Here is a 19,186-nt window from a genome sequence, read left to right as displayed (position 1 = left end):
CAAGCCCCCAGGTGCGATATATGTTAGAAGTGGCAGGGGGAGTGATCTCCTTGCCGCTTGTTTTTGTCCGGGCGGCCGGGCCCGTTCAGTCGTAGGGGAGTCGGCGCGGTTCGATTCTCAGCCCCCGGCCGAGCTGCCAGGAGGCGGTCGGCCAGGCCGCGACGAACCCGGCTATCAGCCCGAGCTGACCGGCGAACCAGAACGTGGGGTTGTCGGGTCGCAGGGGTGGCTCCGGCAAGACCACGCGATGCGCGAGCGTCAGCCACGCGAACAGCGCCACCTCGAACGCGGTGATGGTTAGCAGCTCGATCCGGCCGACGTTCGACAGCGCGTGCCAGACCTTCGTCAGGCTGCGACCCGGCCCGGCGAAGTACCGGAAAAGCACGGCGATCGTCACCGCCATCAGGTAGTCGCCGGCGTAGTCGACCCACAGCGGGTCCTCGGCCGGGTCGAATCTCACGGCGTACAGGGCGACCTCGGCGATGATGAAGCCGAGAGCGCAGTGGGCGCCGCAGCGGGACACGTGGGTGACGACGAGTCCCCGGCGGGTCCGTCGCGGTTGACCCTCCTGGCGCCGTCGAGAGAACGCCTCGGGCCGACCCCAGTTCCAGTAGAGGCGGACGGCGGCCGGGCCGATGTAGAGGACGGTCACCAGCCAGACGATCTCCATGACCCGGACCGGCTGTCGGTGGCCGCGGAGATAGGTGTCGGCCAGGACGACCGCGAAGCTGACGACGCCGACCGCGAGCGAAGCCCACGAGAGCGCTACGAGCCAGGTAGGTTGCATCCCCGCCCCTTCCGCCAGCCGGGCGAGTCTTTCACGTCATACTCGTTGGCACCGGAAGATCGGGCGGCCCGGCCGGCCGGTGCGAACGGGTTCACCCTCCCGCCGTCGCCCGGACGGTGGAGTGACCTTCTGTGCCGCTGCACTACCGTGCGAGGGTGACGAGTGCCCCTCGCGAAGCGGAAGCGCGTGTCGGTCCGATCGGCGCGCTGCTCTCGCGGCTCCTGTTCCTGGCCATCTGCCTACCCGGACCGGTCCTGCTCGTCGCCGCCATGACGCTGGACCCGCCGCGATCGTCGACCGACTTCTGGGGTCTGCTGGTCGGGGGCGTCCTGGCGACAGCCATCGGTGTCGGCTTCGGCGTCTTCGGCTGGCAGGTGGTGGGCCGCTCACGTCGCGACGCGCGTCGACTGTCCGCCGCCGGTGTCGCCGCGACGGCGGAGATCCTCGCGGTGGCGAACCACCTGGCTGGAGAGAATCCCGAGCTGAAACTCCACCTGCGCATCAGCGGGCCGGGGTTCGCCACCTTCGAGGCGGACGCGATCCGCGCGACCGACCCGGCCCTCGTGTCCGGCGCGGTGCTGGCCGCCGTCGTGGACCCCGCTGACCGTCTCTTCGCGATCATCTGAGTGGCTTCCCTGCCCCGGAGCGTGATTCTCGGGGTCGAAGCGGCATCGCCGCGCTGGCACACTTTCGGACATGGTCGACTGGTACAGGCGGGTCGAAGTGGACGGCGACGTCGTCCGGATCTCGGAACCGCACGTCAACGAACTGCTGTCGGCGAACTTCTGGTGGCTGCGGGGCAACGATCGAGACATCGTGATCGACGCCGGGCTGGGCGTCGTCCCCGTGCGGGAGGCGATTCCGGGCCTGTTCGACCGCGATCCGCTGGTCGTGCTCACCCACGCGCACCTGGATCACGTCGGTGGGGCACCGGAGTTCGGTGACCGGGCCGCCCACCCCGCCGAGGCGGGGATCCTTGCGGCGGGCGTACCGGCGAGCCTGTACGGCGCGGAACTCTTCGACAGGCTGGGGATCGACGCCGCCGGTGAAGCCGTCCCGGAGCTCATGATCGACGTGCTGCCCGATCCCGGCTACGACCCCGCCGCCTACCGCGTCGAACCCATGACCCTGACCCTCCTGCTCGACGACGGTGAGCGGGTCGACCTCGGCGGGCGAGTGCTGACCGTGCTGCACCTTCCCGGCCACACGCCGGGAAGCATCGCCCTGCTGGAGGAACGCACCGGGACCCTGTACTCGGGCGACATCATCTACGAGGGCGCCCTGATCGACGATCTGCCGAACTCCGACGTGGCCGCGTACCGGCGAAGCATGCAATTCCTCGTCGACCTCGACGTGTCCGTCGTCCACCCCGGCCACGGGGACAGCTTCGACCGTACGCACCTTCGCCAGTTGGCCGAGACCTACCTGCGTAAGACAGCCGCCAGCGTTGCCGATAATGAAAGCCGACATATAGCATAATTCGCTGCGTGCCTCCCAAAAGGGAAACTTCACGGCTCACCCGCAGTCCGGGCCGGCTGCTGGCCTTCAGCGACGGTGTCTTCGCGATCGCCGTGACGCTTCTCGTGCTGGAGATCCAACCGCCCCACGACTTCGGGCACCTCGTCCAGGGGCTCGGTGCACTGTGGCCGTCGTACCTGGCGTACACGCTGAGCTTCCTGCTCATCGGGCAGGTGTGGGTGAACCACCACGTCATGTTCGACCGCGTCCGGCACGTCGACCGAGGGGTCCTGTTCCTCAACACGCTGCTTCTGATGGTCATCGCGTTCCTGCCGTTCTCCACGTCGCTGCTCGCCGACGCGTTGCGGGCTGAGCAGGGGCTGCGCGCGTCGGTCGTGGTCTACGGCGGCACACTGTGGACGGCGGCGGCCCTCTTCAACATCGTGTGGGCCCACCTCCGCCGCGCCAAACTGCTGGACCGCGGCCTCGGTCCCGTCGGCGCTCGGGCCATCGGTCGCCGATTCGCGCTCGCGCTGGTCTGGATCGGCGGCGGGATCCTCGTCGGCGCGTTCGTGCCGATCGCCGGCGTCGCCATCATCGCCGCGTTCCTGCCCGCCTACTACCTGCCCATCCGCGGCGAGTACGGCGAGGACGACACCGCCGCGCAACCGGCCGATTGACTAGAGTCGGCGGCATGCGGATCCGGATCGACGGCACCGATTTCCCAGGTCAGCGTCCCGGTGCGGAGGCCGACGCCGTGCGGTTGGGCAACGTGCACGTCGGGGTTCAGCGCAAGGCCGAGGTGGTCGATCAGGTGCCGGCCGACGCGGCCAGCGCCACCTGGTCCTTCGAAGTGTCCAGCCGCGAGATCGACGGAGCGCTCGACGTCGGCGGCCCCTGGGTGCACGGCCGTCCCGGGGCACGATTTTTGTATCTGAGCTGGGGTGCGGTGACCCAGGACGGGTTCGCCATGTTCCGACGAGCGAAGCTGATGTTCACCGACGTACCGACCGACCTGCTGCGCGCCGCCCACGAGGGCAACGGAACGCTTGTCGGCCGGGTCGGGTTGACCGATGCCGCCGGTGAGCCGATCTGCGCTCGGGTGCACCCGCCCGCCATCGCGTGGGCGGTGGAGTGAGCGTCGTTGACGGCTAGCTGCCGAAGTCGACGCCGCTGAGGGAGACGGAGCGGTACGCGGCGAGGTGTTCGGCCTGCGCGGTGACGGCCTTACGCGTGGCGTCCGACAGTCGGTGCCACGGCTGGACGGCGACCGTGAACGCCTTGCCGGACTTGCGGGGGCGCCAGGTGCCGACCAGTTCGCCGTCGACCAGGACCGCGCCGGGGCGACCCAACACCGGCCACAGCTCCTTGGCGTGGGCGGCGTCCGGCACCAGCGTCGCCCGGTCCTTGGCCTGCAGGAACAGGTCGAACGGGCCGAGCAGGCGGGTGCCCCTGCCGTCGGCCGACTCCAGCGCCTCCTCGTCGGCGGCCAGCAGTGAACGCACCTCGCGGTCGACCGTCACCTCGATCACATCGTCGGGCCAGTGCGCCTTCACGTCCTTCACCGGGGCGTCGAGGTAGTCGGCCACCTGTTTCGGGGTCGCCGGGCCGAGCAGGCGAAGGTACGCGCGGATGAGGTCGAACCGGTCACCCGCGGCGGCCGACTTCCGGAACCCGGTGATGCGCCGCAGGACCGGAGGTGAGGTGTCGAGCTGCAACTCCAGTCCGGCCCGTATGGCGGCGAGCCGGAACGGCATCTCGTAGAGGTGCGTGGCGTTACACGGTCGGCAGAACCGCAGATACGGCTCGGGCAGCATGGTGGCCAGGCGCCCGGAAACGTCCCCCTTGACCGTCGGCGTGCTGACGACGGTCCGCATCCGGTCGGCGATCTCGTCCAGGGCCGTGAGGTTGTCGATGCCAGCGGCCTTCAACGGCTTCGCGGCGTCGTAGATGCGCTTGCCCGCGTCGGCCTCGGAGAAGGGTTCGACCGCGGCCGCCACCTTCGCCACGTCGGCCCGGCGGTAGAGGTGGGGTGCGCCCCGCACGGTCCACAGCAGGACCAGATCCGTGTCGGACAACGCGGTCACGTCGACCCCGCGTACCGCCAGCGCCCACCGGGCGCCGTCCGGACCGGTGTTCTGCACCCCGAGGTCCAGGACGGCGGTGTCGGCGAGCGTGCCCTCGGCCCGGTCGAGCTGCTGGGCACGGACCCGGAAGTTCATCACCTGGTGCCGATCGACCATGTCAGCACCCTAGTTGCGGCGGCGCTCCCGGTGGGTCCAGGCGCGCAGCGCCCATTCGACGGGGCCGTACCGGAACCGCCGCAGCCACCACGCGCTGGCCACCAACTGGAACGCGAAGATCACCAGCGCGATCAGCAGTGTCTGTGCCGGCGAGGTGCGGCCGACCAGACCCCACCCGACACCGGTGAAGACGAGCACGCACACGAGCGACTGGGCCAGGTAGTTCGTCAGGGCCATCCGCCCGGCCGGCGCGAACGCGTCCGCGACACGAGATCGCCGCGTGAACAGGCGCAGCAGGGTCGCGGCGTAGGCCGCGGCCAGGAGCGGCGCGGTGACGATGCTGACCATCAGCCCGGTCAGGTTCGCCGTACCACCACCGACGGTGAATACGACGGCGCCGGCCAGACCGATCGGATACCCCACCCGTTCGCACCGGCGCAGCAGGTCCTCGTGGGCGGGCACGGCGGCGAGAAGTCGGTGTCGGCCGGCGGCGAGGCCGACGAGGAACGCCGCGAACGCCAGGGGCCCCTGCACGGCGAGGCCGCCGACCATCGCCGGCATCGACCGCAGGTGCTCCAGGACGACGTCACCGAGGCCACCGCCGAGCGCCAGCGTCGAACGCGCGCCGGCGTCGACCGCGGCAGCCTCGTCCGGAACCAGCGTGGCGCCGAGGACCGCGGCGAGCCCGACCACGACGGCGATGCCGCCAGCAGGATGAGCAGCAGCGCGCTGCCCCGCAGGGCGTCCACGACGGTGATACGGGCGGAGGCGCCCCCGTACGAGGGCTGTGGACGGCCGTCGCCCGGTCGGTCGAGTCGGGTCACGTTCATGGTGTCCAGCCTCGGGAGCATGGCCCGCCGCCGGGAAGTGTTTTCGTCACACGCGCTGTCGTGACGAATAGACGCCATCCCCGGACGAGGGGAGGCCGTTCCCTCCGCGCGGCGATCCGCTCGCCTCGCCGGTCGGCCACGGTGATCTCGGATGTGCCAACGCCCACCGCTGAGGAGACGACGCCGTGACTCGAACACCAGGCACAAAGAGCATGCCCACCCCGCCACCGCCGCCATGGGCCCGCCGAGCCGGTCACGTGGCGTGGATCGCCCCCGTGCTGGGGTTCATCCCGCTGCACGTGCCGTGGATCCTCGGCATCCCGCTGTTCGCCAATCCCGGTCCGTTCCGCGAGTGGTACCACGGTCGCGGGCCCGGGGTGGGGGACCACCCGGTCGACGGTTTCCTGGGCCTGCCGGCCGGCGCGTTCTACCTGGGTCTGCTGTGCGTCCTCGCCGGGCTCGGTGGCCTCCTGGCGTTGGGACTCATCAAGGACTGGGGTGTGGTCTTCCCCTGGTGGGTGCCGTGGCTGCGCGGACGTCGGGTGCCACCGTGGTTGCCGCTGACGCCGACGGTGCTGGGATCCGCCCTGATGATCGGCTACTCGGCGACCCTGCCCTGGCAGTTCACCGCGGAACTGGCGGAGTCGAGCGCGGAGGACATCTTCACCCCGACCGGCGTTCTCATCGGCCTCCCGCTCCTGCTGGCCTGGACGGTCGCGTTGCCACTGGCCGGGTGGTCCTACTACCGCCGCACCCGGGACCGGCGACGCTGGTCGGTTGTCAGTGGATGACCGACCAGCGTCGCCGCCCGGGATGCCCAGGATCGGGTGACGGGCTCAGGCCACCAGCGAGACCTGCCCGTTGTCCAGGTCGTAGCGGGCGCCCACCACGCGCAGCGCGCCCTCGTGCACCTTCTCGGCGATGATGGTGCTGCGCGCGCTGAGCGCCCGCACCTGTGCGGCGATGTTGGCGCGCACACCGTTCTCCACCGGGTCGCCGGGCTGGTCCAGCACCGGCTCGACGACCGGGCGCAGGGCGTCCACGATGGTGCCGATGTGCCCGGGTGCCGTGCCGCCGGTGTGGATGGCGTCGATGGTGGCGGTGATCGCGCCGCAGCGTTCGTGGCCGAGGACGACGATCAGCAGGCTGCCGAACTCCTCCACCGCGAACTCGACGCTGCCGAGCAGCAGGTCGTCGACGATGTTGCCGGCCACCCGGTTGTCGAACAGGTCACCGAGCCCCTGGTCGAAGAGCACCTCGGGGGCCACCCGGGAGTCGGCGCAGCCGACGGTGATGGCGAACGGGTGCTGGCCGGCGGCGAGCCGGTGCAGGTCGGCCAGGCTCTGGTGCGGGTGCCGGCCGTGACCGGAGGTGAACCGCCGGTTGCCAGCCTGCAGCCGACGCAGCGCCTCCGCCGGCGTATCGACCGGGTTGTCGGCTGGTGCGGCGGTAGCGGCGGACGGGCTGGCCGCGGCCGCGCCGAGCGCCACGGCGGCGGCGCCGCCGGCGGTCAGCAGCGAACGGCGGGACAGGTGGGAACGTGCCACGATCATCTCCCTGAGGGTAGGCGATTCGCTCTTCCTACCAGGCCGCCGTCCACAGTGGTTTTCGCCCTCTGGTGGTCAGCAGGCGACGGTGAATCGCCCCTGCTCCTTCGCCGCCGCGAGCAACAGCATGGACGGGTGTTGACCTTGACACAGTGACAAGGTCTTCACTGGGGCGGAAGGGGTGATTCCGATGACCACGCCGAAACAGGACATGAACGCGATGAGGGTTCTCCGCGGGCTGGAGAACAGCGACTCGTCGGTGCGGCTGCGCGCGGCACTGACGGTCGGCACGACCCCTGACCCGCAGCTCATCGACACGCTCATCGAGCGCTGCGCGGTCGAGCCCGAGTTCTCCGTACGCGAGATGCTCACCTGGGCACTCCTGCGCCACCCACCCGAACTGACCGTCGCGAAGCTCACCGACGAGCTCCGCTCGGAGCGTGCGCAGGCCCGAAGTCAGGCGTTGCACACGCTGTCCAAGATCGGGGACCGGCGAGGCTGGCCGGCGATCACCAGGGCGCTGCTGACCGACGCCGACGACGAGGTGGCGCGAAGCGCCTGGCGCGCAGCGGTCGTGCTCGTACCCCCCGGCGGCGAGCCCGAGTTGGCCATGGTGTTGTCGACACAGTTCGGGCGGGGCGGGCGGGAGACGCAGTTGAGCCTCAGCCGGGCGCTCATAGCGCTCGGCCAGGTGGTCATGCCGATCCTGCGCGCCGCGATGGCGGATCTCGACCCACGTGTACGCGCGCACGCGGTCGCCACACAACGGCTGATGCAGGATCCGGATGCCGGATTCGAGTTCGCGATCGAGGCGGCGAAGCGCGTCGTCGCCCTCGGCCCGACGGGAGAGAAGGGATGACGCCAGGTGTTGATCGGTGAGGTGGCGCGACGGTCCGGCGTCAGCGCCCGCATGCTCAGGCATTACGAGGCGCTGGGGCTGATCCGGCCCACCGGTCGCACCGGTTCCGGCTATCGCGAGTACACCAGCGGAGACATCCGGCTGATCTTCCACGTCGAGAGCCTGCGGTCGTTGGGTTTGTCGCTACGCGACGTGCGCCGCGCGCTCGACGATCCCGGCTTCACACCCGCCGAACTCGTCGACGACCTCATCCGGCGGACGCGACTCCGCATCGCGGACGAGACGGAGCTGCTCACCCGACTCCGCCGGATCGGTGCCGCGGACCCCGCCGACTGGGAGGACGTCCTTCAGGTCGTCACGCTCTTGCGGGCACTGGGGTCGGAGAGCGCGGGCAGCCGCCAGCGCGCCGCCCTGTCCTCGGCCGGTGAGCGTCCGGTGCCGGTGGAGGCACTTGTCGAGGCGGTGCTGAGCGAGTCGGACCCGAACGTCGCCGGAGCCCTGCGCTGGGCGCTGGCGCAGTCCGGCGACGGCGGGGTGGCGCTGCTGGCCGAGGGCCTCGGCTCGCCAGAAGCCGAGGTACGCAGGCGTGCCGTGCAGTGCGTCGCCGAGATTCCGCACGCTGCGGCGACCGATGTGCTGCGGGACGCCCTCGCGCACCCCGACCTCGTGGTCCGCGGGTACGCGGCTCTGGCACTCGGGGTACGCGGAGTGGCGGACGCCATTCCCACGTTGATCGGCATGGTCGTCGAGGAGACCAAGGACGTCGACGCCGCCGACGCGTTGAGCCTGCTGGCGGCCGATCCCGCGCTGGCAGACCAGATCACGACCCGGCTCGTGGCCTGCCTCGGGCAGAGCGGCGTCGCACCGTCTGCACGGAGACGGCTGACCGAGGCGTTGGCGGACATCCCGGGGAGCGTCGCCGCACGCGCCCTCACGGACCTGTCGCACGACGAGGACCGCGCCGTCGCACTGACGGCGACCTCCATTCTCGCCCTCCGCGACGAAGGTTCACCATGACCACACCCTGTGGAGCTGGCCCGAATCGGTGAGGCGTCGCGCGAATTGATCATCGTTTGGACTTCGGCTATCGTCCGCGTCCGTGAAATCTTCCCGTCTTGCTTCCGTCATGTTGATCCTTACCGTTACTACTGCCCTCGCCGCCTGTGGCGACAGTGACAAGGCGACCACCGCCGGACCCACCACGCCCGCTGCCACGTCCGCGGCCCCGTCCGCGGTGGCCACCTCCGCCGCCGCCACGCCCGCCTCGTCACCCGCGGGGGGCGCGGCGACCGACAAGCAGCTCTGCGAGGCGGTGAAGAAGGCCAGCGACGAGATGCGGGCCGAGATGGTGAAGGTCGTCACGACCGGCGAGGCGTCGGCGGCGGACTTCAAGAAGATCCTGACCGGGCTGGAGCAGAAGGTGACCGCGGCCGCCGCGACCGGCGACGGCAAGCTGGCCGATGCCGTGCGGACCTTCGGCGCCGAAGCGGCCAAGGCCGCGGCGGCGGCGGACCCGGCGACCGCCGCCGACAACCCGGCCTTCGAGAAGGCCGGCAAGGACGTCAGCGCCGCGTGCAAGGCCACCGGGGTCAGCGTGGTTCTCTGACCATCGCGGCCTGATCAGGTCGGGTGTGATGACGGACGGCCCCCACGCTCACGCGTGGGGGCCGTCCGTCGCAAACGGAGGCGGCGATCAGCCGCCGGCGAAGGTCGTGTCGACGCCGCACTTGGCGTTCTGGTTGAGGCAGGACTTCACCAGGTCACCGAGACGCTCCGGCTCCCAGGCGTTCATGAAGTCGCCGTGCATCGATGACGGCTTGCCGGAGGAGAGGCTGAGGCCGTCACCGCCCAGCGACTCATAGTTGACCATGAAGGAGAGGTCCGGCACGGCCACCGGGTACTTGCCGGTGCAGACGCCGTTCACCGGGTCGCCCATGTGCGACTTGTGATCGGGTGAGTCGATGTTCTTGCCGTCCCAGCAGTCCTTGAACACGAGCTGGAAGATCAGGTTGCCGCCGGGGGCGCACCTCGGCCAGTTGCCGTCGGCGCTGCGGCCGATCTCGGCGCTGCCCGCGCACCAGAACTGGTTGCTACCGGCGTTCTTCGGAGTGTCGACCTGCCGCTTGGCGTCGCCTTCGACCACCACCAGGCCCGGCGGGAAGGGCTTGACGGTCGACGGGTCCTTGACCCGCGAGCCGTAGTAGATGCGCATGCTCTTGATCGGCACGGCCTTGCCGTCCTTGCGCAGCTCCGGCGTCCAGTAGGCGCTCTTGTCCCCCGGGGCGTTGCAGGTGTTCGGCGCGGAGAACAGCTTGTCCGTCGTGGTGAAGGCGTCGATCTTCGGGCCGAAGAAGGTGTGCATGTGGGAGGCGCCCGAGAGACCAGGCAGGACGATCGGGTCGTCCGGGGCGGAGTTCGCGACGCCGCAGTCGGTGTGGAACTCGGGAACCCGGGTGGTGCCCGGCGGCACCGCCTTCGGCGTGATGGCGTTGAAGGCGGCCAGTTCCCTGCTCCACTTGGCCTGGTCGACCGGCACCCAGCCGCCGGCCGGCGCGCTCGGCGGGACGGACGTCGACGGGGACGCGGACGCGGTGGAACTCGGCGTGGCCGAAGGGACCGGGGCGGCCGACGTGCTCGGCGTGCCCGGCGTGCCCGGCGTGCCCGTCACGGGGCCGAACGTGAACCAGTTCAGGTTCACGAAGTCCGACGTCGAGGTGCTCTTCATGACGGCGAAGACGGTCTGCGGGCCCGCCGGCACGGCGGACGCCGTCGCGGTGACGGTCTTCCACTTCTGCCAGCCACCGGTCTGGGCGATCGGGAAGCCGGCCAGCAGTTGACCGTTCTGCGCGCCGAGGCGCAACTCGACCGTGCCGCCGACGGCGTTCTGCGAGGCGACCCGGGCCGTCAGGTCGACGCCGGTTAGCGACACACCGTCGTAGCGCAGCCAGTCGCCGCTGGCCAGCCAGCCGACGTTCCGGCCGCCGTCGGCGTCGCCGGTGCCCTCGGTCTGCGCACCGGACTGCGCCGCGAAGGTCTCGGCCTGCACCCGGCCGGGCACGGCGACCTCTTCGGCCTGGGCGCCGGCGATGTAGATGCCACTGCCGGCCAGCGCGGCGACGACCGCGGAGGCGAGCGTGATGCGGGCGAGGCGACGACGCTTTCGCGCCCGGTCCGGCGGCGCGACATGCGCGGGGGGAGTCCGCATTACCAGTGATTTCCTTCGAGTCGGTGACAAAGCTCCTGACGAAGGAAGTATGTGCACGTCAGGGGCCTGCATCAACTCGCGGGGAAAGAATTAAGGAGGCCGTTCGGCGCATGCCCTGGCAGCCAGCGCGTCGCCTCGGAATGACAGTTTTTCGCTCGCACAGTCTTAAGTTTCTTTTAAGTCCGGTCGCCGCGTTCCGGTTCACTGATTACGAGTTTTGCGTAACGAATTGCGGTCGAATTCCTCAGTGTCGCTAGAGCTGGTCGGGGCGTTGGCGGGCGAACGCGTCGCGCTTACCCCAACGGCCGGGGATGTCCAGGAGCGCGATCCGCCCGAAGGTGGCCGGCAGCGCCGGGTCCACGGCCAGGTGGTCATCGTGCGGGTTGATACCGAGCATGGTGCGGATCAGCAGCATGGAGGCGCCGCTGGACCAGGCCTGCGGACTGCCGGCGGTCGGGTACCGGATCGGAAACCGGGTGGTGTTGCGGTCGAACCCACCGAACGCCTCGGGTAGCCGACCTTCGAAGTAGGTGGCGGCGGAGAGGATGCCCTCGGCGATGCGGGCCGCCTCGTTGCTGAACCCGTAACGGCGTAGACCCCAGGCGATGAACGAGTTGTCGAACGGCCAGACCGTGCCGTTGTGGTAGCCGAGCGGGTTGTAACGCCGTTGCCCCTCGGCGAACGTCCGCACACCCCACCCGGAGAAGAGCGCCGGACCCATCAGGTGCTCGACCACCCGGGCAGCCCGCTCCGGTGGCACGATGCCGCTCCACAACAGGTGCCCGATGTTGGACGACAGGCTGTCCACGGGGGTGCCGTCGTGGTCGAGCGCGAGGGCGTAGAAGCCGCGGTCCTCAAGCCAGAAGTCCCGGTTGAACCGGTCGTACAGGGCCGCTGCCTCCCTCTCCAGCCGCTCGGCGTAGGCAGGGTCACCCCAGACGGTACGGGCCAGCCGTGCCCCTCGGATCTTGGCGTCGTAGGCGTACCCCTGGGTTTCGCAGGTGGCCCTCGGGAAGCCCGGCAGCCGGCCGTCGGCGTAGGAGATGCTGTCCCAGGAGTCCTTCCAACACTGGTTGTCCAGGCCGGTGGCGCGGTTGCGTCGCTGGTACCAGACGTAGCCGGTGGAGGTCAGGTCCGCGTACAGGTCGATCCAGGCCAGGGCGGCGCGAGCCTCCTGCTCCAACTCCGTCACCAGCGCGGTGTCGCCGCTCCAGCGTTCGTACTCGTCGAGCAGCACCACGAACAGCGGTGAGGCGTCCACCGTGCCGTAGTAGGGGGAGTGGGGCTGCTCCTCGAACGCGGCCGACTCCCCGTAGCGCAACTCGTGCAGGATCCGGCCCGGGTCCTCCTCCAACACGTCGTCGGTGCGGGCGCCCTGCAGCGACGCGAGGATCCGCAGTGTCGGTGGGGTCAACGACGGGGTGACGGGCAGGGTCTGCAAGCAGGTCAACAGGCTGTCGCGACCGAACAGCGTCATGAACCAGGGCAACCCGGCCGCGGGCACGCTCGCACCGCTGAGCGAGAGCGGGGCGAAGCGCAGCGCCGCCAGGTCCACCAGGCTGCGGTTGTAGACCTGTTGGAGGGCGACGCTGTCGGTGTCCAGGGTCGGAGCCGCCGCGACCCAGGCCTGCACGCTCGTGGGCAGGGTGGATTCGTCCGGCCGAAGGGCGCGCAGGGCTTCGCGCAGGTCGACGCCGTCCGGGCGCAGCGCCAGCATGGCGGCCTGTAACCGGGTGGACCACTGCTGCCCGGGGCGCAGCCGGACCGCGAACCGAAGGCCGTCCGGGTCGAACTCCGCCGGCTCACTCGCCGACACGACGACCTCACGTCGGTAGGTGCCGCGCCGGTAGCCCAGGCGCAACTCGTCCGCGCCGACGTGGGTGTAGTACGCGCCGGTCTTGTCACCGATGTCGAACTTGATCTCGAAGATGTCGGCGAAGTCGGCCGCCACCTCCAGGCGCACGTCGAGCGTCATATCCCGCTCGCCGTAGTTGAAGATCGTCAGCGACTCGATGAGGTCCGGGCCGATGCGCCGGCGCCGAATGGCCGACACGTCGGCCTCCACGTAGTCCACCGCCGCACCCGGCACCACGAAGAACGTGACCTCGAAGTACTGGCTGTCGTCCACCGACAGCGCGGTCATGCACTCGCCGTTGACGGTGAGCCGCCAGCGGGACAGGAAGCGCGTGTCGGCCGCGAAGAGACCGACCGGGGTGCTCGGGGACGACTCCACGTCGCCACTGGCGTCGGACACCATGAAGGTGTTCCCGTCGATGCACGCCGCGGTGCCCGCGATGTCCCTCATCGGTGACGTCCATCGTCGGGGTCATTGCGTTGAAGCCGTCCGGGCTCTCGCGGAAACAGCCGCCCGATGCGCAAGGCCAGGGCGAGATCGCCGTCGACCATGATCTCCCCCCGGGTGATCGCCGCCAGCCCGTTCACCTCGCCCCGCGCCATTGCCTCCGCGAGCTGCGCGGACACCTGGATCACCGTGGTGGCCGGGCCACCGCTGCGGGTCACCCGCATCTGGCCATGATCGATGTCCAGCATCCACTGCTCCACGTGGCCGCCGTCGCGGATGTCGAATCGCACGCTCCCACAGATGTTGCTGAACCGCGGATCCTGGCCGGCGACCGTCAACCGCTCGAAGAAGGCGCTGGTCGCCGACATGCCACCTCCTCGGGTGCTGGTCAGAGCGGATGCCGGCTACCCGCTGCGGGTCACTCCTAACGCCGCACGGTGCCCGTTGTTCAGGGTGCGAGCGAGAAGCGGGTCCAGGTGGTCGCGGGCCGTCGCCGCCGCGTTGCCGTCCCCGCAGCCCGCATCGCACGTTCTGCCCGAACCTGGCGCATACGGCACCTCTACGACATAGCGTCACGGGGGCGGACAACCGCCGCCTCCGCCGGCGGACCGGCGGCGACGCCCCACCGGAAGGGACCGGACATGAGTCATGTCGACACTGTGCTCCTGCCGGAGCTGGACGGGCCGGTGCCGGCGACGCTGCCGAGCACGCTCGGCCTGCTGAGCCTGGCCCTGGGAGTGGGTGCGCTGGTCGCGCCCGGACCCATCGCGAGGCTGACGGGGGTGGACGACGCCCCGACCGCTCGGGCCGCGCTTCCGGCCATCGGCCTGCGGGAGTTGGGCAGCGCCGCCGGCCTGCTCAGCGGCCGCCGCCCGGCCGGCTGGGCCTGGAGTCGGGTGGCCGGCGACGCGATGGACCTCACCCTGCTCGGTCGGGCCCTCGCCGACCGCGGCGGGGAACGCCGCCGCCGGGTCGCGCTGACCACCCTCGCCATCGCCGGCATCACCGCCGTCGACGTGCTCGCCGCCGTACGCGTCAGCCGGGCTGGACGGGCCCGCGCCCGGGTGATCCGGATGCAGGTCGCGGTGACGGTGAACCGGTCGCCCGCCGAGGCGTACCGGTTCTGGCGGGACCTGGAGAACCTGCCCCGGTTCATGGCCCACCTGGAGTCCGTACGCGCCGACGACCTGCGCCGCTCACACTGGATCGCCCGTGGTCCGGCCGGGCACCGCGTCGAGTGGGACGCCGAGATCATCGACGACCAGCCGAACAAGTCGATCACCTGGCGTTCGCTGCCGGGGACCCGGGTGCCGAACGCCGGCCGGGTCCGGTTCGTGCCCGCGCCCGGCGACCGGGGCACCGAGGTGCGGGTGGAGTTGCGCTACGCGCCGCCGGCCGGCGCGGTCGGCAGAGCGGTGGCGAAGCTCCTCGGTGAGGAACCCGAGCAGCAGGTCCGTGACGACCTGCGCCGGTTCAAGCAGGTGCTGGAGACCGGCGAGGTCGTCCGCTCCGATGGCAGCCCCAACGGCATCTCCGTACGCCAACAGGCCATGCAGCGCCCCGCCCAGCCGCTGCCGGCGTCCCGCCGCTGACCGCCCGAGCTCTCCGAAAGGGACCGAGAATGAAGGCCACCGCCTGGATGGGCACCGACAGGGTCAAGGTCATCGACGTGCCCGACCCGAAGATCATGAACGCCCGGGACGCGATCGTCCGGATCAGCACCACCGCGATCTGCGGCTCCGACCTGCACCTCTACCACGGCTACATCCCCGCCATGCGCAAGGGCGACATCCTCGGCCACGAGTTCATGGGCGAGGTGGTGGAGGTCGGCCCGCAGGTCCGCAACCTCGCCCCCGGCGACCGGGTGGTGGTGCCCTTCCCGATCGCCTGCGGGCACTGCTCGTCCTGCCAGCGCGGCCTCTACTCGGTCTGCGAGAACTCCAACCCGAACGCCGGCATCGCCGAAAAGATCATGGGGCACTCGCCGGCCGGCATCTTCGGCTACTCCCACCTGCTCGGCGGCTACGCCGGCGGCCAGGCCGAGTACGCCCGGGTGCCGTTCGCCGACGTCGGCCCGGTCAAGGTGCCCGCCGAGATCAGCGACGACCAGGCGGTCTTGCTGGCCGACGTGTTCCCCACCGGCTACATGGGCGCCGAGATGTGCGACATCAAGCCCGGGCAGGTGATCGCGGTCTGGGGCGCCGGGCCGGTCGGGCTCCTCGCCGCGGCCAGCGCCCGGCTGCTCGGCGCGGAGCGGGTGATCGTCATCGACCGGTTCCCGTACCGGCTGCGGCTGGCCGAGGAGCACATCGACGCCGAGACGATCAACTACGAGGAAGTCGACGTGCTGGACACCCTCAACGAGATGACCGCCGGCCGGGGCCCCGACGCGTGCATCGACGCGGTGGGCCTGGAGGGCCACCACGGCAACGCCGCCATGTACGCGTACGACCGGGCCAAGCAGGTGGCGCGGGTCGAGACGGAACGGCCGTTCGCACTGCGGCAGGCGATCCTGGCCTGCCGCTCCGGCGGGGTGGTCTCGGTCATCGGCGCGTACGGCGGCTTCGTCGACAAGTTCCCGATGGGCGCGTTCATGAACCGGTCGCTGATCATGCGGACCGGTCAGTGCCACGTCCAGCGCTACACCCGACCGCTTTTGGAGCGCATCCAGCGCGGCGAGATCGACCCGAGCTTCATCGTCAGCCACCGGATGCCGCTGCGCGACGCCCCGAAGGGCTACAAGATCTTCCAAAAGAAGCAGAACGACTGTACGAAGGTGCTGCTCAAGGTCTGACCGGGTGGCAGCTCTGCCGGCAGCTCCAAAGGAGCCGGTCGCCGTCTCGGCCGTTACCGGTCTCGGCCGTCACCGTTTCGGCCAGGCGGTCGCCGGGCGCGTTTTCCGTTGCCCGGCAGCTAGCGTGTCGTCATGGAGAGTGGTGACACCTCGATGCCGGTCTCGGCCGACCTCACCGTCCGGCTGCGGCCGGTTGCCGAGCCCGACCTGGCGATATTCCGTCGGTTCTGCACCGAGCCGGGCCTGATCGGGTTGGACTGGGCCGGCTTCCGGGATGCTGGGGCGCCGGCGCGGCGGTTCGCCGTCGACGGCTACCTCGGTGAGGACGACGGGCGGCTCGTCGTCGAGGTCGAACAGGAACGGGCTGCCGCCGGCCTCGTCAGCTACCGCTCCGGACGTTATGCCGGACGGGCGTCGTACTGGGAGATCGGCATCGTCCTGCTGCCGCCCTGGCGCGGTCGGGGCATCGGCTGGCGCGCCCAGGCGTTGCTCTGCGACTACCTCTTCCAGCACAGCCCGGCGCAGCGCATCCAGGCCGGCACCCATCCAGAGAACGTGGCCGAGCAGCGGGCACTGGAGAAGGCCGGCTTCCAGCTTGAGGGCGTCATCCGGGCCAGCGAGTTTCGGGCCGGTCAGTGGCGCGACGGCTATCTCTACAGCCGGTTGCGCGACGATCCGTCCCCGTGGGGCGCGCCGACCGGAGGCTGACGCGGGGGCTCAGCTGGCAACCCGACTGACGTGACTGGCACGTTTTGCGAGGCCCCGCCCACCGATGGCAGGGAGTCCGGATCCGCGTGTGACCCCGTTTGCGGCCAGGGAGCCGGGGAACTCGCCCCGTTCGTCCGCCGGCAGGGCCTGACGGCCGGTCGAGGAGACGGAAGGAGCGGGTCATGGAGTACGAGCAGATGATCGCCACGGTACGGCGGCGCGCGGGCCTCGGGGAGAACGAGGCCGTGCGGTCCGTACAGGCCGTTCTGTCGGTGCTCGGCGAACGGCTCGCCGGAAAGGAAGCCGACAACCTGGCGGCACAGCTACCGGATCGGCTGGACACGTCGGTCACCCGTAATCCGCAGGGCCGCCGGTGGGACATCGGTGATTTCCTGAAGCACGTTGGCGACCGGGAGCAGGTCGCGGATGCGGACCAGGTGCGTCTACACGCCCAGGCGGTGTTGCGGACCGTCGCCGAGGCGCTCAACGACGACGAGCGTCACGACCTGCTCGCCCAGCTTCCCGCCGGCATCATCGATCTCTTCGGTGTTCCCACCCCGCGCGGCTGAGCACGCCCCCGCCGCAACCGGCGCGGGCAGGTCAGCGTGGGGTCAGGTCTTGCGGACCGCGCTGGTGAAGCCCGCGATGAAGAGGGTGGCGAAGCTCCAGGCGAGCAGTTGCAGGATCCAGCCGGCGATGGTGAGGGTCTGACCGGCAGCGGTGTCGGTCGGTTGGCAGCGATCCCGGGCACCGGTCCTGAGCAGTGGGGCGCCGAGGTCGAGGCCGACACCGATCTGGTCGATGCTCGTGCAGGCGGCGGCAGCTCCGCTGGCCACCGTCTTCTGCGCGAGGCCGCCGTGGTGGCCGCCGACGACGCTGAGCGCGACGGCGATCGCCAGTGTGGCGAGGAGCAGGAGCAGGGCGCGCCAGGGCTGGTAACCGTAGCCGAGGGTGATCCCGATGAGGCGACCCCAGGCGCGTTCGGCGGCGCTCAGCCCGGCGCGCTGGAGCTGGTCACGGCGTTGGGCGATGAGGATGGTGCGGGCGTCGCGGTCATGGCCGGCGGCCCGGTAGGCGGCGGCGAGCTGCTGGTAGGGCTGGGCGCTGTAACGGGGCGTGTCCTCGCGCAGCAGGGTCAGCCAGCGCCGCAGTGACGCCGGCCGCGGCTGCCCGCTGTAGGTGAGCCCCTCCACCTCGACAAGCGGGCCCGGTGTCGTACGGACCACCCTATCCATGTCGAGGCGGAGAGCACCGCCGACCCTGGTTCCGGCCAGCACCAGCACCACCACCTCGTCACCGCCGCTGGTGGCACTGAACCCGTCATCCAGGAGCACGTCCTGGTCGACCCGAAGGCCGTTCAGGTCGAGGGCGGGACCGACCGTGTTCTCCAGTTGCGCCCCACCGCAGGCCAGAAGCCCACCGATGTGGGCGCCGGCCAGGCAGACGCCGCCCCACTCACTGGCGCTGCGGGCGGTGAAGTCACGATCCAGGGCCAGGTCCCGGTCGATGGTGACGCCGTCGGCGTCGAGGACCGGGCCGGCGGCGTTCGTGAGCCGCGCACCGCGCGCGCTCAGCGACCCGATGTGCGCGCCGATGAGCCGGATCGTGCCCTGCTCGCTGGCGCTGCTGGCGCTGAAGCCGTTGCGGAGCAGCACGTCCTGGGCGGCTCGAAGGTTGTCGGCGTTGAGTGCCGGGCCGACGGTGTTCTCCAGCCGTGCCCCACCGCAGTTGAGCTGGCCGCCGATGTGGGCGCCGAGCAGCCGGACCGTGCCGCGCGCACTGGCGCTGGTGGCGGTGAAGCCGTCATTCAGGAACACGCTCTGGTCGACGGTGAGGCCGTCGGCGTCCAGGGCCGGACCGGTGCTGTTCTTCCACCGCGCTCCGCGGCAGTCCAGTGTGCCGACGCGGGCGGCAGCGAGACGGATGGTGGCGGCGACGCTGTCAGCGCTCACCGTGCTCCAGTCGAGCGAGAGCGCCCAGGCCGCACAGCGCGTGGCCTCCACTGCCGGGTCCGCCGAGCCGGGCGCCTGCTCGATGCGGCACCCGCTCAGGGCGACCGCGGACAGACGGGCGTTACGAAGGTTCACGCCGTCGGGCAGCAGGCAGTCGCGCAACTCCAGCGCCAGGTCACTGGTGACGTTCTCCAGGTCGATCCGGCCGACGACCCGGGCCCCGCGCAGCCGCAGGCCGTGCGGGTCGGGCTCGCCGACCAGCCGGCCGCGCACCAGCTCACGGATGACCGAGGCCGAGATCGCGTGGTCGTCGCCCCAGGAGCGCATCGCTTCCTCGTCGACCGGCCCGTCGCCGGCCAGGTCGAGCACCTCGCCGCGGGCGACGGACTCGATCAGTCGCTGTTCCGCCGCAGTGTGCGTCGCGCCGTTCGCATCCCGCACCCGCTGGGCGCCCACTGACGTCATGACACCCATCATCAACGACAGGCGCGCCGAGCAGGT

Annotated in this window: 20 protein-coding genes; 12 read left to right on the top strand and 8 right to left on the bottom strand. The window is 70.6% G+C overall.

From position 1 onward, the window contains the following. Nucleotides 1–85: 85 nt before the first annotated feature. Complete coding sequence (locus tag ACIBD9_RS17455) at nt 86–787, bottom strand: DUF4396 domain-containing protein (RefSeq protein ID WP_396718742.1); 702 nt, start codon at nt 785–787, stop codon at nt 86–88. A gap of 155 nt (nt 788–942) precedes the next feature. Between ACIBD9_RS17455 and ACIBD9_RS17450 the strand changes: the two genes are divergently transcribed. The 4 genes from ACIBD9_RS17450 (at nt 943) to ACIBD9_RS17435 (ending at nt 3,383) form a co-directional block, all read left to right on the top strand. Continuing rightward, nucleotides 943–1,413: a hypothetical protein gene (locus ACIBD9_RS17450; protein ID WP_396718740.1), complete on the top strand. Its 471-nt coding sequence runs from the start codon at nt 943–945 to the stop codon at nt 1,411–1,413. 70 nt (nt 1,414–1,483) lie between these two features. Beyond that, complete coding sequence (locus tag ACIBD9_RS17445) at nt 1,484–2,266, top strand: MBL fold metallo-hydrolase (protein WP_396718738.1); 783 nt, start codon at nt 1,484–1,486, stop codon at nt 2,264–2,266. Between the two features lie 8 nt (nt 2,267–2,274). Beyond that, nucleotides 2,275–2,925, top strand: coding sequence for a TMEM175 family protein (locus ACIBD9_RS17440; protein WP_396718735.1), 651 nt, complete (start codon nt 2,275–2,277; stop codon nt 2,923–2,925). Nucleotides 2,926–2,939: 14 nt separating this feature from the next. Further along, a complete protein-coding gene (locus ACIBD9_RS17435; RefSeq protein WP_396718732.1) occupies nt 2,940–3,383 on the top strand; it encodes a DUF5990 family protein in 444 nt (147 codons plus the stop codon). A gap of 13 nt (nt 3,384–3,396) precedes the next feature. Here the strand turns inward: ACIBD9_RS17435 and ACIBD9_RS17430 are convergent, their stop codons facing one another. Both ACIBD9_RS17430 and ACIBD9_RS17425 read right to left on the bottom strand, forming a co-directional pair. Next, nucleotides 3,397–4,488, bottom strand: coding sequence for a winged helix DNA-binding domain-containing protein (locus tag ACIBD9_RS17430; RefSeq protein WP_396718729.1), 1,092 nt, complete (start codon nt 4,486–4,488; stop codon nt 3,397–3,399). 9 nt (nt 4,489–4,497) lie between these two features. Continuing rightward, nucleotides 4,498–5,181 carry a DUF418 domain-containing protein gene (locus ACIBD9_RS17425; protein ID WP_396718726.1) on the bottom strand — a complete coding sequence of 228 codons (684 nt, stop codon included), beginning with the start codon at nt 5,179–5,181 and terminating at the stop codon, nt 4,498–4,500. 322 nt (nt 5,182–5,503) lie between these two features. Here ACIBD9_RS17425 and ACIBD9_RS17420 point away from each other — a divergent pair, with 322 nt between their 5' ends. Continuing rightward, nucleotides 5,504–6,109, top strand: coding sequence for a hypothetical protein (locus tag ACIBD9_RS17420; protein WP_396718723.1), 606 nt, complete (start codon nt 5,504–5,506; stop codon nt 6,107–6,109). A 45-nt stretch (nt 6,110–6,154) separates the two neighbouring features. Here the strand turns inward: ACIBD9_RS17420 and ACIBD9_RS17415 are convergent, their stop codons facing one another. Further along, on the bottom strand, nt 6,155–6,871 hold the full coding sequence (locus tag ACIBD9_RS17415; protein WP_396718721.1) for a carbonic anhydrase: 717 nt from the start codon (nt 6,869–6,871) through the stop codon (nt 6,155–6,157). Nucleotides 6,872–7,055: 184 nt separating this feature from the next. On the opposite strand from ACIBD9_RS17415, the gene ACIBD9_RS17410 reads away from it, so the two are divergent. The 3 genes from ACIBD9_RS17410 (at nt 7,056) to ACIBD9_RS17400 (ending at nt 9,330) form a co-directional block, all read left to right on the top strand. Further along, the gene (locus ACIBD9_RS17410) at nt 7,056–7,724 is read left to right on the top strand and encodes a HEAT repeat domain-containing protein (protein WP_396718719.1); all 669 of its coding nucleotides are present in this window, start codon (nt 7,056–7,058) and stop codon (nt 7,722–7,724) included. 6 nt (nt 7,725–7,730) lie between these two features. Next, nucleotides 7,731–8,741, top strand: coding sequence for a HEAT repeat domain-containing protein (locus ACIBD9_RS17405; protein WP_396718717.1), 1,011 nt, complete (start codon nt 7,731–7,733; stop codon nt 8,739–8,741). Nucleotides 8,742–8,850: 109 nt separating this feature from the next. Then, entirely contained in the window at nt 8,851–9,330 is a 480-nt protein-coding gene (locus tag ACIBD9_RS17400; protein WP_396718715.1) for a hypothetical protein, read from the top strand. Nucleotides 9,331–9,417: 87 nt separating this feature from the next. On the opposite strand, the gene ACIBD9_RS17395 is transcribed toward ACIBD9_RS17400, so the two are convergent. The 3 genes from ACIBD9_RS17395 to ACIBD9_RS17385 all read right to left on the bottom strand — a co-directional run bounded on the left by ACIBD9_RS17395 (nt 9,418) and on the right by ACIBD9_RS17385 (nt 13,599). Then, entirely contained in the window at nt 9,418–10,929 is a 1,512-nt protein-coding gene (locus ACIBD9_RS17395; protein ID WP_396718713.1) for a DUF1996 domain-containing protein, read from the bottom strand. Between the two features lie 253 nt (nt 10,930–11,182). Then, nucleotides 11,183–13,234 (bottom strand): glycogen debranching N-terminal domain-containing protein, encoded by a 2,052-nt coding sequence (locus ACIBD9_RS17390; RefSeq protein WP_396718710.1) that lies wholly within the window; start codon nt 13,232–13,234, stop codon nt 11,183–11,185. Continuing rightward, nucleotides 13,231–13,599, bottom strand: a complete 369-nt coding sequence (locus ACIBD9_RS17385; RefSeq protein WP_396718707.1) for an SCP2 sterol-binding domain-containing protein — start codon at nt 13,597–13,599, stop codon at nt 13,231–13,233. The genes ACIBD9_RS17390 and ACIBD9_RS17385 overlap by 4 nt, the downstream gene beginning before the upstream one ends. Nucleotides 13,600–13,872: 273 nt before the next feature. Between ACIBD9_RS17385 and ACIBD9_RS17380 the strand changes: the two genes are divergently transcribed. The 4 genes from ACIBD9_RS17380 (at nt 13,873) to ACIBD9_RS17365 (ending at nt 17,302) form a co-directional block, all read left to right on the top strand. Further along, entirely contained in the window at nt 13,873–14,823 is a 951-nt protein-coding gene (locus ACIBD9_RS17380; RefSeq protein ID WP_396718704.1) for an SRPBCC family protein, read from the top strand. Nucleotides 14,824–14,852: 29 nt separating this feature from the next. After that, nucleotides 14,853–16,025, top strand: a complete 1,173-nt coding sequence (locus ACIBD9_RS17375; RefSeq protein WP_396718702.1) for a zinc-dependent alcohol dehydrogenase — start codon at nt 14,853–14,855, stop codon at nt 16,023–16,025. A gap of 132 nt (nt 16,026–16,157) precedes the next feature. Beyond that, nucleotides 16,158–16,733: a GNAT family N-acetyltransferase gene (locus tag ACIBD9_RS17370; protein WP_396718700.1), complete on the top strand. Its 576-nt coding sequence runs from the start codon at nt 16,158–16,160 to the stop codon at nt 16,731–16,733. 182 nt (nt 16,734–16,915) lie between these two features. After that, complete coding sequence (locus tag ACIBD9_RS17365) at nt 16,916–17,302, top strand: DUF2267 domain-containing protein (RefSeq protein WP_396718697.1); 387 nt, start codon at nt 16,916–16,918, stop codon at nt 17,300–17,302. 42 nt (nt 17,303–17,344) lie between these two features. On the opposite strand, the gene ACIBD9_RS17360 is transcribed toward ACIBD9_RS17365, so the two are convergent. Continuing rightward, a complete protein-coding gene (locus ACIBD9_RS17360; RefSeq protein ID WP_396718694.1) occupies nt 17,345–19,150 on the bottom strand; it encodes a hypothetical protein in 1,806 nt (601 codons plus the stop codon). Nucleotides 19,151–19,186 lie beyond the last annotated feature (36 nt).

Origin of the sequence: Micromonospora sp. NPDC050784 (genome assembly GCF_044456765.1) — a bacterium.
Lineage (GTDB): Bacteria > Actinomycetota > Actinomycetes > Mycobacteriales > Micromonosporaceae > Micromonospora > Micromonospora foliorum.
This window is presented reverse-complemented; position numbering and strand designations above follow the sequence as displayed.

What these genes read in the sequence shown, in the direction of transcription:
- ACIBD9_RS17385 (WP_396718707.1), bottom strand. Translation starts at nt 13,599, where the DNA reads ATGTCGGCGACCAGCGCCTTCTTCGAGCGGTTGACGGTCGCCGGCCAG.
- ACIBD9_RS17435 (WP_396718732.1), top strand. Translation starts at nt 2,940, where the DNA reads ATGCGGATCCGGATCGACGGCACCGATTTCCCAGGTCAGCGTCCCGGT.
- ACIBD9_RS17380 (WP_396718704.1), top strand. Translation starts at nt 13,873, where the DNA reads ATGAGTCATGTCGACACTGTGCTCCTGCCGGAGCTGGACGGGCCGGTG.
- ACIBD9_RS17455 (WP_396718742.1), bottom strand. Translation starts at nt 787, where the DNA reads ATGCAACCTACCTGGCTCGTAGCGCTCTCGTGGGCTTCGCTCGCGGTC.
- ACIBD9_RS17370 (WP_396718700.1), top strand. Translation starts at nt 16,158, where the DNA reads ATGGAGAGTGGTGACACCTCGATGCCGGTCTCGGCCGACCTCACCGTC.
- ACIBD9_RS17390 (WP_396718710.1), bottom strand. Translation starts at nt 13,234, where the DNA reads ATGAGGGACATCGCGGGCACCGCGGCGTGCATCGACGGGAACACCTTC.
- ACIBD9_RS17445 (WP_396718738.1), top strand. Translation starts at nt 1,484, where the DNA reads ATGGTCGACTGGTACAGGCGGGTCGAAGTGGACGGCGACGTCGTCCGG.
- ACIBD9_RS17360 (WP_396718694.1), bottom strand. Translation starts at nt 19,150, where the DNA reads ATGACGTCAGTGGGCGCCCAGCGGGTGCGGGATGCGAACGGCGCGACG.
- ACIBD9_RS17365 (WP_396718697.1), top strand. Translation starts at nt 16,916, where the DNA reads ATGGAGTACGAGCAGATGATCGCCACGGTACGGCGGCGCGCGGGCCTC.
- ACIBD9_RS17410 (WP_396718719.1), top strand. Translation starts at nt 7,056, where the DNA reads ATGACCACGCCGAAACAGGACATGAACGCGATGAGGGTTCTCCGCGGG.
- ACIBD9_RS17400 (WP_396718715.1), top strand. Translation starts at nt 8,851, where the DNA reads ATGTTGATCCTTACCGTTACTACTGCCCTCGCCGCCTGTGGCGACAGT.
- ACIBD9_RS17395 (WP_396718713.1), bottom strand. Translation starts at nt 10,929, where the DNA reads ATGCGGACTCCCCCCGCGCATGTCGCGCCGCCGGACCGGGCGCGAAAG.
- ACIBD9_RS17375 (WP_396718702.1), top strand. Translation starts at nt 14,853, where the DNA reads ATGAAGGCCACCGCCTGGATGGGCACCGACAGGGTCAAGGTCATCGAC.
- ACIBD9_RS17415 (WP_396718721.1), bottom strand. Translation starts at nt 6,871, where the DNA reads ATGATCGTGGCACGTTCCCACCTGTCCCGCCGTTCGCTGCTGACCGCC.
- ACIBD9_RS17430 (WP_396718729.1), bottom strand. Translation starts at nt 4,488, where the DNA reads ATGGTCGATCGGCACCAGGTGATGAACTTCCGGGTCCGTGCCCAGCAG.